General features: G+C 73.1%; 12 protein-coding genes. 4 read left to right on the top strand and 8 right to left on the bottom strand.

Annotated elements, in window-relative coordinates:
• Nucleotides 1–39 precede the first annotated feature (39 nt).
• From ACZZY9_RS00490 to ACZZY9_RS00480, 3 genes are all read right to left on the bottom strand, one after another.
• Nucleotides 40–1620, bottom strand: coding sequence for a flavin-containing monooxygenase (locus ACZZY9_RS00490; RefSeq protein WP_463462579.1), 1581 nt, complete (start codon nt 1618–1620; stop codon nt 40–42).
• Complete coding sequence (locus ACZZY9_RS00485) at nt 1617–2618, bottom strand: zinc-binding dehydrogenase (protein WP_463462578.1); 1002 nt, start codon at nt 2616–2618, stop codon at nt 1617–1619. The genes ACZZY9_RS00490 and ACZZY9_RS00485 overlap by 4 nt, the downstream gene beginning before the upstream one ends.
• Before the next feature lie 122 nt (nt 2619–2740).
• Nucleotides 2741–4204 (bottom strand): cation:dicarboxylate symporter family transporter, encoded by a 1464-nt coding sequence (locus tag ACZZY9_RS00480; RefSeq protein WP_463462577.1) that lies wholly within the window; start codon nt 4202–4204, stop codon nt 2741–2743.
• 194 nt (nt 4205–4398) lie between these two features.
• Here ACZZY9_RS00480 and ACZZY9_RS00475 point away from each other — a divergent pair, with 194 nt between their 5' ends.
• Nucleotides 4399–6063: an ATP-binding protein gene (locus tag ACZZY9_RS00475; RefSeq protein ID WP_463462576.1), complete on the top strand. Its 1665-nt coding sequence runs from the start codon at nt 4399–4401 to the stop codon at nt 6061–6063.
• Nucleotides 6060–6785: a response regulator gene (locus ACZZY9_RS00470; RefSeq protein WP_463462575.1), complete on the top strand. Its 726-nt coding sequence runs from the start codon at nt 6060–6062 to the stop codon at nt 6783–6785. The genes ACZZY9_RS00475 and ACZZY9_RS00470 overlap by 4 nt, the downstream gene beginning before the upstream one ends.
• Nucleotides 6786–6849: 64 nt before the next feature.
• Here ACZZY9_RS00470 and ACZZY9_RS00465 read toward each other — a convergent pair whose 3' ends face one another.
• Both ACZZY9_RS00465 and ACZZY9_RS00460 read right to left on the bottom strand, forming a co-directional pair.
• Nucleotides 6850–8469 (bottom strand): molybdopterin-dependent oxidoreductase, encoded by a 1620-nt coding sequence (locus ACZZY9_RS00465; protein ID WP_463462574.1) that lies wholly within the window; start codon nt 8467–8469, stop codon nt 6850–6852.
• 55 nt (nt 8470–8524) lie between these two features.
• Nucleotides 8525–8818 (bottom strand): hypothetical protein, encoded by a 294-nt coding sequence (locus ACZZY9_RS00460; RefSeq protein WP_192060500.1) that lies wholly within the window; start codon nt 8816–8818, stop codon nt 8525–8527.
• Nucleotides 8819–8857: 39 nt separating this feature from the next.
• Between ACZZY9_RS00460 and ACZZY9_RS00455 the strand changes: the two genes are divergently transcribed.
• Nucleotides 8858–9985: an ATP-dependent DNA ligase gene (locus ACZZY9_RS00455; RefSeq protein WP_463462573.1), complete on the top strand. Its 1128-nt coding sequence runs from the start codon at nt 8858–8860 to the stop codon at nt 9983–9985.
• A 115-nt stretch (nt 9986–10100) separates the two neighbouring features.
• Here ACZZY9_RS00455 and ligD read toward each other — a convergent pair whose 3' ends face one another.
• Entirely contained in the window at nt 10101–11117 is a 1017-nt protein-coding gene (gene ligD / locus ACZZY9_RS00450) for a non-homologous end-joining DNA ligase (protein ID WP_463462572.1), read from the bottom strand.
• Nucleotides 11118–11449: 332 nt separating this feature from the next.
• Between ligD and ACZZY9_RS00445 the strand changes: the two genes are divergently transcribed.
• Nucleotides 11450–11815 (top strand): hypothetical protein, encoded by a 366-nt coding sequence (locus ACZZY9_RS00445; protein ID WP_192060502.1) that lies wholly within the window; start codon nt 11450–11452, stop codon nt 11813–11815.
• Nucleotides 11816–12307: 492 nt separating this feature from the next.
• Here the strand turns inward: ACZZY9_RS00445 and ACZZY9_RS00440 are convergent, their stop codons facing one another.
• A complete protein-coding gene (locus ACZZY9_RS00440) occupies nt 12308–14818 on the bottom strand; it encodes a glycoside hydrolase family 65 protein (protein ID WP_192060503.1) in 2511 nt (836 codons plus the stop codon).
• Nucleotides 14815–15675: an HAD family hydrolase gene (locus tag ACZZY9_RS00435; protein WP_463462571.1), complete on the bottom strand. Its 861-nt coding sequence runs from the start codon at nt 15673–15675 to the stop codon at nt 14815–14817. The genes ACZZY9_RS00440 and ACZZY9_RS00435 overlap by 4 nt, the downstream gene beginning before the upstream one ends.
• Nucleotides 15676–15735: the final 60 nt, after the last annotated feature.

Below are 15735 nucleotides of genomic sequence, written 5' to 3'. Positions count from 1 at the left end.
CGGCCTGCCATCACGGGAGACCCCGTCACCGCCGCCGCATCACCGCCCGAAGCGCATGCCGTCGCGCGTCAGCGAGCTGAACCGCATGGCCCACACGTCGCGCGGGTAGTTCTGGTGCATCCGCCACGGAGCACGCCCGCCCTGGCGGGGCAGCAGGTGCTCGCCCCGTGCGACGTACCCGCTCGACAGATCGATCAACGGCATCGTCCGACCGGTGCGCCGGGGCGCCGTCGGCATCGCCCACCGCAGGCCCCGGCGGTCCAGGTGCCGGAGCAGCCGCGACAGGTACCGGCCGACCAGATCGATCTTCAGCGTCCACGACGCGTTCGTGTACCCGATCGCGAAAGCGAAGTTCGGCACGTCCGCCAGCATGAACCCCTTGTACGTCAGCTTCGTCGCCGGGTCGACCACCACCCCGTCCACCGACAGGCGCATGCCGCCGAACAGCAGCAGGTTCAGCCCCGTCGCGGTGACGACGACGTCCGCGGGCACGACCCGCGCCTCCTGCCCGTCACGCCCCTCGACCGCCACGCCCTCGGGCACGAACCGCTCGACGCCGTCGGTCACGATCGACGCCGACCCCGACCGCAGCGCACGGAACAGCGCGCCGTCCGGGGTGATGCACAGACGCTGATCCCACGGGTCGTAGCTCGGCTGGAAGTGCCGGTCGACGTCGAACCCCTCGGGAAGGCGACGTTCGACGCCCGACCGGAGGAACGCCTTCATCCGCTCGGGCGATCTCCGGCTCGCCTGGTAGCTCAGCAGCGCCATGCCGACGCTCCGCCACCGGACGAGCCGATCGTCGACCGACCGCGGCAGCAGTCGCCGCCAGGGCCGCGGCCGCTTCCGCTCGGACGGCAGCGACAGCACGTACGTCGGCGAGCGCTGCAGCATCGTCACGTGCTCGGCCTGCTCGGCGAGCGCCGGCACGAGGGTGATCGCGGTCGCACCCGACCCGATGACGACGACCCGTCTGCCGGTGACGTCGAGGTCGGCGGGCCAGTGCTGCGGGTGCACGAGGGTGCCGGCGAAGTCCAGCTGGCCGGTGAAGGTCGGCGTGTAGCCCTCGTCGTAGCGGTAGTAGCCCGAGCAGGCGACGAGCACGCCGCAGGTCACCGTGATGCGGCGGATGCCCGGGGCCTGGTCGGCGGAATCGGCGGAACCGTCCGAGGCTCCCCCGGCGCCCCCCGCGGGAGGCGCGGTGACGTCGATCTCGACCGTCCAGCGGGCGTCGGCGGACGACCAGTCGGCGGCCACGACCCGGTGCCCGTAGCGCACGCGCTCGGCGACCCCGGTCTCGTCGGCGGTGTCGCGCACGTAGTCGCGGATGGCCGCGCCGGGGGCGATCGAGCGGCGGTCGCGCCAGGGGCGGTCCGCGTAGCCGAGGGTGGACATGTCGCTGTCGGAGCGCACGCCGGGGTAGCGGAAGAGATCCCAGGTGCCGCCCATCGCCTGGCGGGCCTCGACCACGGCGAGGGTGCGCCGCGGGAAGTCGCGCAGCAGCCGCGCGGCCATTCCGACGCCGGACAGCCCTGCTCCGACGACGAGCACGTCGACGTGCCCGGGCAGCGGCTCACCCGACGGCACGCCCGCCGAGGAGGCGCGGTTCGAGCCGGTCACGGGACCAGCACGATCCGGATCGGGTCACCCTCTTTGCGCTCCAGCATCTCGACGGCGCGGGCCGCCTCGGCGAGGGGGACGGTGGCGCTGACGGACCGCGAGAAGTCGAGGCGGCCCTGCCCGGCGAGGGCGACGAGCGTCGTGACGTCGGCGGGCTCCGACCCGTAGTGCCCGAGCACCTGCTGCTGCAGGTAGCTGAACTTCGTTCCGTCGGAGATCGTGATCGGCTTGTCGGTCAGACCCACGAGGGTGAGTCTGCCGCGGTAGCCGAGGCAGGCGATGGCCTGCTCGCGGACGGCGGGCACCCCGGCGAAGTCGAAGGCGCGTGCGAGACCGGCGCCCCGCGTGGCCTGTCCGAGCTGCTGCGCGAAGTCGGGGTCGGCGGGGTCGAGGGCGAGATCGGCGCCGAAGGCGAGGGCCCGCTCCCGCGCCTGCGGCAGCGGGTCGACGGCGATGATCGGGGCGGCTCCGATGAGGGCGAGCAGCTGCACGGCGTGGGCGCCGAGTCCGCCGACGCCCCAGACGCCGACGGCCGTGCCGGGCCTCGTGTCGGCCGTGGTGGTGAGGGCGGCCCACGGGGTCGAGACGGCGTCGGGGATGAAGCAGGCCTGCTCGAACGGGAGCCCGTCGGGGAGGGGGACGACCGTGTCGGCCCGGGCGACCGCGTACTCGGCCCAGCCGCCGTCGTAGTCGACGCCGCGGGTGAGGACCCGCCCGTCGTCCTCCTGGCCGGCCTGCAGCAGGACGCGATCGCCGACCGCGAGGTGCGCGACCCCGTCGCCGACCTGGTCGATCGTCCCCGCGACCTCGTGACCGAGGGTGACGGTGTCGCCCGGCAGGTGGAGCGGTGTCAGCGACCCCTGGATGAGGTGGACGTCCGACAGGCAGACCCCGGCGGCGGCCACGGCGATGCGGACCTCTCCGGGGCCGGCGTCGGGGGTGGGCACCTCGACGACCTCGAACGTGCGGGTGGTGACGGTCAGGCGTCCGGCGAGCATGGTTCTTCCGATCTGGGGGCGGCACGCTCTCGGTCGTCGGTGACCGCGGGCTCGCACCGCGCCTCCTCGGCGACGGTACGCCCGCTCCCATGGCCGTGCCCCACGCACGGCCACGGGAGGTCTCAGCGGCGGGTGCTGCTCTCCGCGTCGGCCGCGACCGCGGCGGCGGAGGGCGCCTCACCCGCGGCGGCGGCGTCATCGACCGCGCTGTCGGACGAGCCGTGCCCGTCGGCGTTCATCGTCGCCTCGTCGAAGGGCGCCCGACCGGACAGCACCGTCTCGACGCGCTCGGCGTCGATCTGCTTCGTCCAGGTGCCGACGAGCACGGTCGCGACCGCGTTGCCGGTGAAGTTCGTCAGCGCGCGGGCCTCGGACATGAACCGGTCGATGCCGACGATCACGCCGACGCCGTCGACCAGGTCGGGACGGTGAGCCTGCAGCCCGCCCGCCAGCGTGGCGATGCCGGCGCCGGTGACCCCGGCGGCGCCCTTCGAGGCGATCATCATGAACAGCAGCAGCGAGATCTGCTCGCCGACGCTGAGCGGCGTGCCCATGGCGTTGGCGATGAACAGCGACGCCATCGTCAGGTAGATGGCCGTGCCGTCGAGGTTGAACGAGTACCCGGTGGGCACCGTGATGCCGACGACCGGCTTCGAGACGCCCAGGTGCTCCATCTTGGCGATGAGGCGGGGCAGGGCGACCTCGCTCGACGAGGTCGAGACGATCAGCAGGTACTCGCGACCGAGGTACCTCATCAGCCGGAAGATGTTGACCCCGGTGACGAGCTTGAGGATCGAGCCGAGCACCACCGCGACGAACACGATGCAGGTGATGTAGAAGGCGATCATCAGGGTGCCGAGCGCGATGATCGCGGCGACGCCGGTCTCGCCGACGACCGCGGCGATGGCCCCGAAGGCGCCGATCGGCGCGACCCACATGATCATCGCGAGGATGCGGAAGACGAGCACCTGCAGGTTGCGGACCCCCTCGAGGATGGTGGCGCCGCGCGTGCCCATCCGCTGCAGCGCGAACCCGACGAGCAGGGCCACGAAGAGCGTCTGGAGGATCGAGCCCGACGTCAGCGACGACACCAGGGTCTCGGGGATGATGCCGAGCAGGAACCCCGCGGTGCCGCCGGCCTCCTCCGACGCGGGGGCCTCGTAGCCGGTCGAGCCGACCATCAGACCCTCGCCCGGGTGCACGAGGTTGCCGACCACGAGGCCGATCCCGAGCGCGAAGGTCGACATCGCGATGAAGTAGCCGAGGGCCAGGCCGCCGACCTTGCCCACCGTCGCCGCCTTCGCGATCGACCCGACGCCGAGCACGATGGTGCAGAAGATGACGGGGGCGATCATCATCGAGATGAGCGAGACGAACGCCGTGCCGATGGGCTTCAGCTGCACGGCCACCTCGGGCGCCGTGAGACCGACGAGGATGCCGGCCGCGACCGCGACGATGACGGCGATGTAGAGCCAGTGCGAGCGGTCGATGCGACGGCGCGTCCGCCCGCCGCCCGCCGCGGGTGTCGACGGTGTCGTGCTGCCACCGGGGGCGGGCGTGTCGGCGCCCTTGTGCGTCCTAGCCATGGGGACTTCCTCGTTCTCATGTCCGGTCGACGTCGTCGTCGACGGTCTGCGGAGTGCGTTCGGGCGAGCCTGACGTGCGGTCCGGCCCCGGTCGAGGTTCTGGTCATACTGGTCACGCCGGCTCGCGCGGGCCCGCACCGCACGAACCGGTGCAGCACGACCCCGCTTCGCCCGACTCGACGAGGAGCCACCCGATGACCCGACCCCACCCCCGGTGGAGCATCGCCGCGCGCCTGTTCGCCCTGCAGGTCGTCGTCATCGTGCTGATCGCCGCCCTCGCGACGGTGTGGACGATCCGTTCGGCGCGCACCGACGCCGACTCCTCCGCCGCCCGCGCCTGCCTCGCGCTCGCCACCGGGATCGCCGACAACCCGTTCGTGCTCGACGCGCTGACGACGACCGATCCGAGTGCGCGCCTCCAGCCCTACGCCCTCGACCTCATGCGCGACACGTCGACCGACTTCGTCACGATCATGAGCCCCGACCGCACCCGCCTCACGCACCCGGACGCCGCCGAGATCGGTCGGCCGTTCGTCGGCACGATCGAGCCCGCGCTCGCCGGGCGCTCGTTCACCGAGACCTACACGGGCACGCTCGGCCCGTCGGTGCGGGCCGTCGTCCCCGTGCTCGGCCCCGACGGCGAGGTCGTCGCCCTCGTCGCGGCCGGGGTCACCGTGTCGGCGATCGCCGACACCCTCGAGCAGCGACTGACGCTGGTGCTCACGGCCGCCCTCGCGACCGTGCTGATCGGCGCCCTCGCCTCATGGCTGCTCAGCCGCTACCTCCGTCGGGTGACGAGGGGCCGTGGCCCGGAGGAGCTCGGCCGGCTCTTCGACTACTACGAGGGCGTCCTCCACTCCGTTCGCGAGGGCCTGCTGCTCGTCGACGGACGCGGTCGCCTCACCCTCTGCAACGACCAGGCGGCCGAGCTGCTCGGTCTGCCGCCGGGCGGGGTCGACCGGCCGGTGTCCCTCGAGAGCCTCGACCTCCCCGACTCCCTCGCGCGCCTCCTCGTCGAGGGACGCGTCGCCGTCGACGAGGTGCACGTGACCGACGAGCGCGTCCTGGTCGTCAACCAGCAGCACACCGGGACCGCGGGCCGAGGAGGCGCGGGTCGCGTCGTCCCGGCACGCACCCTCGGCACGGTGACCACGCTGCGGGACCGCACCGAGCTGACCGACCTCGCCGACGAGGTCGAGACGATGCGGACGCTCGCCGACGCGCTGCGCTCGCAGACGCACGAGTTCTCGAACCGGCTGCACACGATCGTCTCGCTGATCGAGCTCGGTCGCGGCGACGAGGCCCTGCGGTTCGCGGCCACCGGGCTCGACGTCGACCAGCGACTCGCCGACAGCCTCGTCTCGTCCGTCGCCGAGCCGGCGCTCGCGGCGCTGCTGCTCGGCAAGTCCGCCCAGGCGCGCGAGCGCGGCGTCGACCTCGTGATCGACGTCGACCCCGCCCTCGGCACCGTCGACGTCGAGCCGCGCGACCTCGTGACGGTGCTCGGCAACCTGCTCGACAACGCCCTCGACGCCGCCGCCGGCACCGTGCGGATCACGGCGCGACGCGAGCAGGGCGAGAGCGGCGAGCTCGGTGGCGCCGTCGTCTTCACGGTCGCCGACGACGGGACGGGGCTCGGCGACGTCGAGCAGGCGTTCCACCGCGGCTTCAGCACGAAGGAGCCCGGCAGCACCGGTCGGGGCGTCGGGCTGGCGCTCGTGCGGCAGGCGGTCTCACGCTCCGGCGGCGGCATCACGGTGACCACGGGCGCCGACGGGACCGTCTTCTCGGTGCGGTTCTCGGACGTCGCGACCGCCGACGCGGCCGCGACGATCGACGACGGGGGTGGGCGACGATGACCCGCGCCTCCTCGGGGCCCGGGCCCGCAGCCCTCGCCGCGGATGTCCGCGTGCTCGTCGTCGAGGACGAGCCGCTGACCGCCGAGGCCCATGTCGCCTACGTCGGCCGCGTCGACGGCTTCGTCGTCGCGGCCACGGCCCGCGACGGGCGCGAGGCCCTCGAGCGGCTCCGCGACGACCCCTCGATCGACCTCGTGCTGCTCGACATGAACCTGCCCGACACGCACGGCATCGCCCTCTGCCGGGCACTGCGCGCCGCGGGGTCCACCGTCGACGTGATCGCGGTCACCGCCGTGCGAGACGTCCAGGTCGTCCGCGCCGCCGTCTCGCTCGGCATCGTGCAGTACCTGATCAAGCCGTTCACCTTCGCGACGTTCGCCGAGCGCCTCGAGGGGTACCGCACGTTCCGATCGTCGCTGACGCCCGACGGCGGACTCGTGACCCAGGGCGACGTCGACGCGGGGCTCGCTACCCTCCGCACGACGACGCCCGCGCTCGGCAAGGGCCTCTCGCCCACCACGCTCGACCGGATCGTCGCGGTGCTGCGCGGCGGACCCGACCCGTGGACCGCGGAGGCGCTGGCCGGGTCGACGGGGGTCTCGCGCGTCACGGCGCGCCGCTACCTCGAGCACCTCGAGACCGCCGGCCTCGTGCGCCGCGACCAGCGCTACGGCTCGCCCGGCCGGCCCGAGAGCACGTACCGGTGGCTCGGGCGCCGGTGACCAGCAGGCGGGAGCGACGCGCGGGCGCGAGTGACGCCCCGGCCCGAGTGACGTCCCGGCGCGGTCAGCGCACGGTGATCGTGTGCTCGTCCCAGCCCTCGGCGCCGTTCGGGGCCGGGGGCAGCGGCGTCTCCGACTGCGTGACGCCGTCGGCACCCGTGGCCCGCACCTGCACGGTGTGGTCGCCCGGCGTGGCGTCCCAGCGATGGACCCACTGCACCCAGGTGTCGGCCGAGACCGACTCGGCGAGCTCGGCGGCGACCCAGGCCCCGCCGTCGATCCGCACCTCGACGCCCGAGACCCCCGTGTGCGGATGCCAGGCCACCCCGGCGATCGGCACCCGGCCGGCGTCGACCGACGCGCCCGCCTTCGGCGTATCGATTCGCGACTCCAGCTTGACCGGCCCGAGGGCGTCCCAGCCGCGCGGCGTCCAGTAGCCCTCGGTGTCGGCGAACCGGGTGACCTCGAGGTCGACGACCCACTTCGTCGCCGAGACGTAGCCGAACAGCCCGGGCACGACCATCCGCACCGGGAACCCGTGCTGCTGAGGCAGGGGCTCGCCGTTCATCCCCACGGCCAGGATCGCGTCGGTCCCGTCGTCGACCAGCACGGACAGCGGCGTGCCCGCGGTGAACCCGTCGCTGCTGGTCGAGAGCACCATGTCGGCGCCGCTCTGCGGACCGGCCCGCTCGAGCAGGGCGCGGATCGGGTAGCCGAGCCAGAGCGCCGTGCCGATCAGGTCGCCGCCGACCTCGTTCGACACGCAGCTGAGGGTCGCGTAGTGCTCTTCGAGGGGCAGGGCGAGCAGCTCGTCGAACGAGATCTCGATCTCGCGGTCGACGAGACCGTGGATCCGCAGACTCCACTCGGCCGGGTCGATCGAGGGCACCTGCAAGGCGGTGTCGATGCGGTAGAAGTCGGCGTTCGGGGTGACGTACGGCGTGATGCCCTCGACGTCGAGGGAGGCGCCGGCGGGTACCGTGGGAGCGGCCTGCGCCGGCGCGGGCAGGGTCAGGGCGTCGCGGAGCGCCCCGACGTTCGCCCGGGTCGCGTTCACCAGACGGGCGCCGGTGCCGACGACGACGGACGCCGCACCCACGGCGATCGCCATGACGAGGAACCCGCGGCGCTCGAGCCCGGGGCCGCGCAGCGGCGGCGCGGGCACGGTCGCCGCGGCCCAGCCCGGCTCGGTCGAGGCCTCCCAGCGGTGCAGGCGCGTCATCAGAGCGGAGAGGACGACCAGCGACACGACGGTGCCGACGGCCGTCGGGGCGCCGTCGAGCGAGGTGCTGTCGGCCCGGGTCAGCACGGCGACGAGCGCGACGACCCCGCCGATGCCGAAGACGATCTTGCCGCCGGGCGGGCGGCGATGCTCGAGCACGCCGGCCCCCGCGGTGATCGCGACGAGCAGCACGCCCATCAGCACGAAGAGGGCCACCTTGTCGCCGGTGCCGAACAGCGACACCATCAGGTTCTTGACGGCCGCGGGGGCCAGGTCGATCGCGGCCGAGCCCACGCCGAACAGCGGGCTGCCACCGGCCCCGGTGACCCACGCCACGGCCTCGGCCGACGCGAGGAAAGCCGCCACCGACACGACACCGGCTAGAGCGGCCCAGGCCGAGGAGGCGCGGGTCGTCATCCCGACGCCGGCGGGACGGGGCGGGGACTCCAGACGCACGGACATGGTGCCAGGCTAGGCCGCGCCTCCGGGGAGTCGCCTCCGCGCAGCCGCGCCGCGGTCAGTCGTCGTCGCCGACGAGGCTCTCCATCAGCTCGACGATCAGCGCGACGGCCGACTCCGAGCCGGGCGGGTCACCGGCGTCGGCCTCGGCGTCGGGGGCGTCGACGACGAGCAGCGGGATGCCGGGCCCGAGCACCAGCTGGGCGATCTCGGAGCGCCCCTCGATGCGGCAGGCGACGGGCACGCGGAACGTGCGGTCGTCGTCGGCGAACTCCATCGAGGCGGCGAGCAGCGTCTCGGCGAGCTCGTCGGTCACGGTCAGGCGGGCGCCGGCGTAGTGCAGGGTCTTCATCCCCTCACCTTAGGTGCGCGACCGGAGCACACTCGGGTCATGATCCCCGACGCCGCTCATCCCGTCGTGCCGATGCTCGCGAAGGCCATCGCCGAGGTGCCCGAGCCCGACTCGGTGCCGGGCGGGTTGTCGTACGAGCCGAAGTGGGACGGCTTCCGCGGCATCGTCTACGCCCGCCACCGCGACGCGGAGCAGCCCGGCGGAGCGACCGAACCCGGCGCCCCGCGCGGCGAGACCGACCGCCCCGCCCTCGAGATCGAGATCGGCAGCCGCGGCTCGAAGACGCTGACCCGGTACTTCCCCGAGCTGGTCGCGTCGCTCGCCGAGCTGCTGCCCGGTCCGTGCGTGCTCGACGGCGAGATCGTCGTCCGCACCGGCGAGCCGGGTCGCGAGCGGCTCGACTGGGAGGCGCTCGGTGCGCGGATCCACCCCGCGGAGTCCCGGGTCGCCACCCTGTCGGTCGAGACCCCCGCCCTCTTCGTGGCCTTCGACCTGCTGGCCCTCGGGGACCGCGAGCTCGTCGACGCGCCCTTCGGCGAACGACGCGCCCTGCTGGTCGAGACCGTCGGCGGAGGGGACGGAACCGGGCCGCTGCACGTCAGCCGCACCACCGACGACGTCGGTCTCGCCCGCCGCTGGCTCGCCGAGTTCGAGGGCGCCGGGCTCGACGGGGTCGTCGCGAAGCCCCTCGACGCCCCGTACTCCCCCGGCAAGCGCACCATGCTGAAGATCAAGCACCACCGCACGGCCGACGTCGTCGTGCTCGGCTACCGGGTGCACAAGAGCGGAGCCGGTGTCGGATCGCTGCTGCTCGGGCTGTACGACGCCGAGGGCGAGCTGAGGAACGTGGGAGGCGCGTCGGCGTTCTCCGACGCCCGTCGCCTCGAGCTCGTCGCCGAGCTGGAACCCCTCGTGGCCCGCGACGCCGACGGCGGCGTGTCGCACGCCGAGACGGAGCGGAGCCGGTTCTCGTCGGGCAAGGACGTCTCGTACGTGCCGCTCCGGCCCGAGCGGGTCGTCGAGGTCCGCTACGACCAGATGGAGGGGTCGCGGTTCCGCCACACGGTGCAGTTCGCCCGCTGGCGGCCCGATCGCGACGCCCGCTCGTGCGGCTTCGACCAGCTCGAGGTGCCGGCCGCGTACGACCTCGGCGACGTGCTCGGGTAGGCGCGCCGCGCCTCCTCGGCTCCGCGCGCCTCCTCGGCTGGCGACCCGCGCCTCCTCGGCTCCGCGCGCCTCCTCGGTCGGCGACCCGCGCCTCCTCGGCTCCGTAGCGGGCGGGTCAGTCGGCGGCGGACGTGCGGGCGCGACTGGGCTGCACGCGGGGCGGCTCGCCCGGCATCTTCGGGAAGTCGGGCGGGAACGGCAGCTCGCCGAGACCGTCGGCGACGTCGCGCTCCCACCAGCCGAGCAGGGTGTCGATGCGGCCCGGGCTGTCGTGCATGCCCGCCCACGGGTCGCCCAGCCGCTGCAGCCGGTCGGGCACCGTCAGCACGGTGTGCTCGGCCGGGTCGACGGTCGGCAGATCGTCCCAGCCGACGGGCAGCGAGACGGAGGCGCGGGGCAGCGCCCGAGGCGACCAGGCTCCCGCCATGGTCCGGTCGCGATTGGCCTGGTTGTAGTCGACGAAGATGCGCTCGCCGCGCTGCTCCTTCCACCAGGCGGTGGTGATGCGGTCGGGGGCGCGACGCTCGAGCTCGCGGGCGGCGGCGATCACAGCGTGCCGCACCACGAGGAACTCGTGCTCGGGCTCGATCGGCGCGAAGACGTGCAGCCCGCGGTTGCCGCTCGTCTTGACGAAGGCGGTCAGCCCCGCCTCGGCGAGCACCTCGCGGAGGTCGAGAGCGGCGCGGACGGCGTCGTCGAACCCCGTGCCCGGCTGCGGATCGAGGTCGATGCGCAGCTGGTCGGGCAGATCGGGCTGCCCGGCGCGCGACGCCCACGGATGGAAGACGAGGGTGTTCATCTGCGCGGCCCAGACGGCCGCGGCGGGCTCGTCGATCACGAGCTGCGGGTGGACGCGCCCGCTCGGATACGTGACCTCGACGGCGCGGACGTGGTCGGGGGTGCCGCGCGGCGGGTTCTTCGAGAAGTACTGGTCGCCGTCGACGTCGCCGCCGAAACGCTGCAGCGAGATGGGGCGGTCGCCGTTCGCCTCGACGAACGGCGCGCCCACCTCGACGAGGTAGCGGGCGAGGTCGAGCTTCGTGACGCCGAGGTCGGGCCAGAGCACCCGGGAGGGGCTGCTGACCCGGACGTCGCGGTCGCCCACCCGCAGGGTCGTCGATTCGGAGGCCATGCGCGCGACGCTAGTCCGCCGGGCGGGGTGCGGCCCGGCGGGCGGGGTGCGGCCCGGCGCGGCGCGCGGGGTGCGGCCCGGCGGGGCGCGCGGGGTGCGGCGCGCGGGGCGCGGCCCGGCGCGGCGCGCGGGGTGCGGCCCGGCGCGGCGCGCGGGGTGCGGCGCGCGGGGTGCGGCCCGGCGGGTGGCGATGAACCGCGTTCGCGAAGATGAACCGCGATCTATCGCGGTTCATCTTCGCGAACGAGGTTCATGGGGAGGAGCGGCTCTCTGAGCGAAGCACATCATGGAGCGGAGGTGGCGGCGGGGAGCGCTCGCGCTAGATTGTGCGCATGAGCAGCTCTCGCGAGTCCAAGGGTCCTCGGGTCGAGCGGGGAGATGCGGAGCTGACCCGCGCCTCCTTGGTGCTCGGTCTTCCTCCGACGATGGTCCCCGCGCTGGTGCGCCGGGCGGTGCAGACCAGCCCGTCGTTCACCGTGACCAGTGTCGACGACGACGGGGCCGTGCTGTCTCGCCGGTCGGCGACGGCGACCGGTGACGTCGCGTTCCGGCTGACGTTCACGGCGGTCGACGGCGGAACGCGCGTCGATGGCGAGCTGCGGCCGCCGACGGGGACGATCGGCGCCTCGGTCAAGCGTCGCGACGACGATGCGACCGCCCTCTTCGAGGCGCTGGCCGCGGCCGCCGGCCCCTTCTGAGCGAGCCTGCGGCCCGCCCTGGCTCGAGTGGTCGGAAACCGCCCTTCCGCTCGCCGCGAAGGACATGTTCTGACCACTGACGCACCCGGCGACGCGGACGCCCGCGCACACCACCCGGCTGACGCCCGCCCCCAAGCTTCAGTGGTCAGAAAACGTCCTTCCGCGCGCCACGAAAGACACTTTCTGACCGCCCACGCACCCGGCGACCCGCCTCGCGACTCGAGTGGTCAGAAACCGCCCTTCCGCGCGCCACGAAGGACATCTTCCGACCACCCACGCACCCGGCGACCCTCACGCCCGCGCATAGCGCCCGACTGACGCCCACCCCCGAGCTCGAGTGGTCGGAAAATGCCCTTCCGCGCGCCGCGAAGGACATCTTCTGACCACCCACGCACCCGCGCACGCGCACACACGAGCACGATCACGATCACGAGCCCGCACCCCCGCCGCGGCGCCGCCCGTCAGCAGGCGCCGCCCGTCAGCAGGCGGCGCCTAGGCGCCCGCCTCGTCGTCCGTCTCGTACCGGTCCACGCTGATCGTCGGGATCGACGCCGTGATGACCGACCCGTCGGCGCGCATCAGCCCGCGCAGGTCGTTCGTCGTCGGCACCTTGGTCGTGATGCGCGGCCCCTGGTCGTCGAGCGCGATGCGCACCGGCGCCTCGGGCGTGACCGTGAAGCCCTGCTCGCGCACCCACAGCTCGACCTCGCCGCCGGTCTCGATCGTGAAGACGATCTCGTGCTGGGCCAGGTCGACGCGCACGCGGCTGCCCCTGATCTGCACCCGGAACGTGAGCTCGGTCCACTCGCCGGGCAGACGCGGGTCGAAGCTGAAGCGGCCGAGCCAGTCGCGCATGCCGCCGTACCCGTTGACGAGCGCGCTCCAGATGCCCCCGGTCGAGGCGACGTGCACCCCGTCGGAGGTGTTGTTGTGCAGATCGGCGAGGTCGACGAAGAGCGACGACAGGAAGTACTGCTGCGACAGCTGGTGGTGCCCCACCTCGGCCGCGACGATCGACTGCACGACGCCCGAGAGGGTCGAGTCGCCGGTCGTCAGCGCGTCGTAGTACTCGAAGTCGCGCAGCTTCTGCTCGGCGGTGAACTCGTCGCCCTGCAGGTAGAGCGCCAGCACGACGTCGGCCTGCTTCAGCACCTGGAAGCGGTAAATCACGAGCGGGTGGTAGTGCAGCAGCAGGGGGCGCTTGTTCTCGGGCGTGGCGTCGAGGTCCCAGAGCTCCTTGTCGAGGAACTGCGCGTCCTGAGGGTGGATGCCGCGGTGCTCGTCGTAGGGGATGTGCATGGCCTCGGCGGCGAGGCTCCAGCCGTCGACCTCGTGGTCCTCGAGCCGGAGGCGCGCCACGAGCCGGTCGTAGGCGGCCGGCGACTCCTTGGCCAGCCAGGTGACCGTGCGGACGGCGGCCCGGAGGTTCGCGCGGGCCATGACGTTCGTGTACAGGTTGTCGTCGACGACGGTCGTGTACTCGTCGGGCCCGGTGACGCCGTCGATGTGGAACCGCTGATCGCCGTTCGACCGCCAGAAGCCGAGGTCGGCCCAGAGCCGGGCGGTCTCGACGAGGATGTCGACGGCGCCCCGCTCGAGGAAGTCCTGGTCGCCCGACGCCTGCACGTACTGACTGAGGGCATGCGAGATGTCGGCGTCGATGTGGTACTGCGCGGTGCCGGCGGCGTAGTACGCCGACGACTCGAGGCCGTTGATCGTGCGCCAGGGGAACAGCGCCCCGCGCTGATTCAGCTCGACGGCGCGGTCGCGTGCCGCGTCGAGCATCCCGAGCCGGAACCGCAGCGCGTTGCGGGCCACGTTCGGCGACGTGTAGGTCAGGAACGGCAGCACGTAGATCTCGGTGTCCCAGAAGTAGTGCCCGCCGTAACCCGAGCCGGTGACGCCCTTCGCGGCGATGCCCTGGCCGTCGGTGCGGGCCGTCGCCTGCGCCAGCTGGAAGAGGTTCCAGCGGATGGCCTGCTGCACCTCGGGCTGACCGGCGACCTCGACGTCGCTGCGGGCCCAGTAGTCGTCGAGCCAGGCGCGCTGCTCGGCGAAGACGTTCTCGATGGGCTGGTCGGCGATGCGGTCGAGGGTGCGGTCGCAGCGGTCGGCCAGTTCGCGCGGCGGCACTCCGCGCGACGTGTGGTAGGCGACGGTCTTGGTCAGCGTGACCTTCTGACCGGCCTTGGCGCGCACCCGGTAGACGTGCTTCGCGATGTCGTCGTCGATCTGCGACGACTCGTCCCAGCCGTTCTCGGTCTCGAGCACGTGGTCGGCGCCGACGGCGAGGGTCATGCCCGAGTTGGTGGTGCGGTAGCCGAGGATGGCGCGCGACCCGCCGTTGCGCCGGAGCTCGGGCTGCAGCACCCGGTCGTCGAACGACTCGGCCCGTCGCGGATCGAAGGCGTCCGCCGCCGCGCGCATCCCGGCGTGGTACTCGTCGCCCATGTCCTGGCGGTTGAGGATCTGACTCGAGATCAGCAGCGACGCGTCGGCGTCGAGCACCGTCACCTCGTACTGGATGACGGCGAGGTGACGCTCCTCGAACGACACCAGGCGGCGGCTGGTGACGAGCACCTGCTTGCCCGAGGGGGTGCGCCATTCGATCTCGCGGACGAGCACGCCGTCGCGGAAGTCGAGGCGGCGGCAGTGCCGGAGGATGTCGGCCTCGAACAGCACGAACGGCTCGTCGTCGACGTAGAGGCGGATCACCTTGGCGTCGGGCACGTTGACGATGGTCTGACCGACCCGCGCGAACCCGAAGGCCTCTTCGGCGTGGCGGATGGGCCACGTCTCGTGGAACCCGTTGATGAACGTGCCGAACGAGTGCCCGCCGCGCCCCTCGTCGGGATTGCCGCGGAGACCCAGGTAGCCGTTGCCGACCGCGAACACCGTCTCGGTGCGACCCTCGTCGCCCTGGTGGTACTCGTCTTCGATCAGGGCCCACTCGTCGACCGGGAACCGGCGGCGGTCGAGCGGGTCGGACGTGATGTGGTTCACGGCTGGTCCTCTCGCGGGCTGGTGCTGATGTCGTGGTCGGTGTTCGGAGCGATCCGAGGAGGCGGTGGGTCCGAGGGCGCGTCGGCCCGCGTCCGCGACGAACCGAGGCTCCCGACGACCTCGGCGAGGTCGTCGACGACGACGTCGGCCCCGAAGTCGAGCAGGGTCTGCGCCCCCGTGCCGCGGTCGACTCCGAGCACGAGGCCGAAGGCCCCGCGACGACCGGCCTCGACGCCCGACTGGGCGTCTTCGACGACGACGCAGTCGGCGGCGGTCAGCCCGAGACGGCGGGCGCCCTCGAGGTAGGTGTCGGGGGCCGGCTTGCCCGTGATGCCCTCCGCCGCGGCGACGACGCCGTCGACGATGACGTCGAAGCGGTCGCGGAGACCGGCGGCCTCGAGCACCGGCACGGCGTTGCGCGAGCTCGAGACGACGGCGACGCGGATGCCGAGCGCGATCGCCCGGTCGAGGAGCTCGACCGACCCCGGGTACGGGGCGACCCCGTTCTCGTCGAGCTTCGCCGCGAAGGCGGCGTTCTTGCGGTTGCCGAGACCGCGCACGGTCTCGACGTCGGGCCCGTCGTCGTCCGACCCCTCGGGCAGGGTGACGCCTCGGGCGGCCAGCATGGCGCGCACGCCGTCGTAGCGCGGGCGGCCGTCGACGTGCTCGAAGTAGTCGACCTCGGTGTACGGCGCGAGCCCTCGGGGTTCGAAGTACTCGGTGAACAGCCGCGACCAGGCGCGCATGTGCACCTCGGCGGTCGGTGTCAGCACCCCGTCGAGATCGAAGAGCAGAGCGTCGAGCGAGGCGAGACGGGAGACGTCGCGCGGGGCCTCGGAGGGCGGGGATGCAGGCACGGGCCGATCACTTTCGAGCGATGTCGAGTCAGGAGGTCGTCATCGGAGCGTCGGTGATCC

Source organism: Frigoribacterium sp. AC394, from assembly GCF_979258095.1.
Note: the sequence above shows the minus strand (reverse complement) of the source record. Positions and strands in the feature narration are given on the sequence as shown.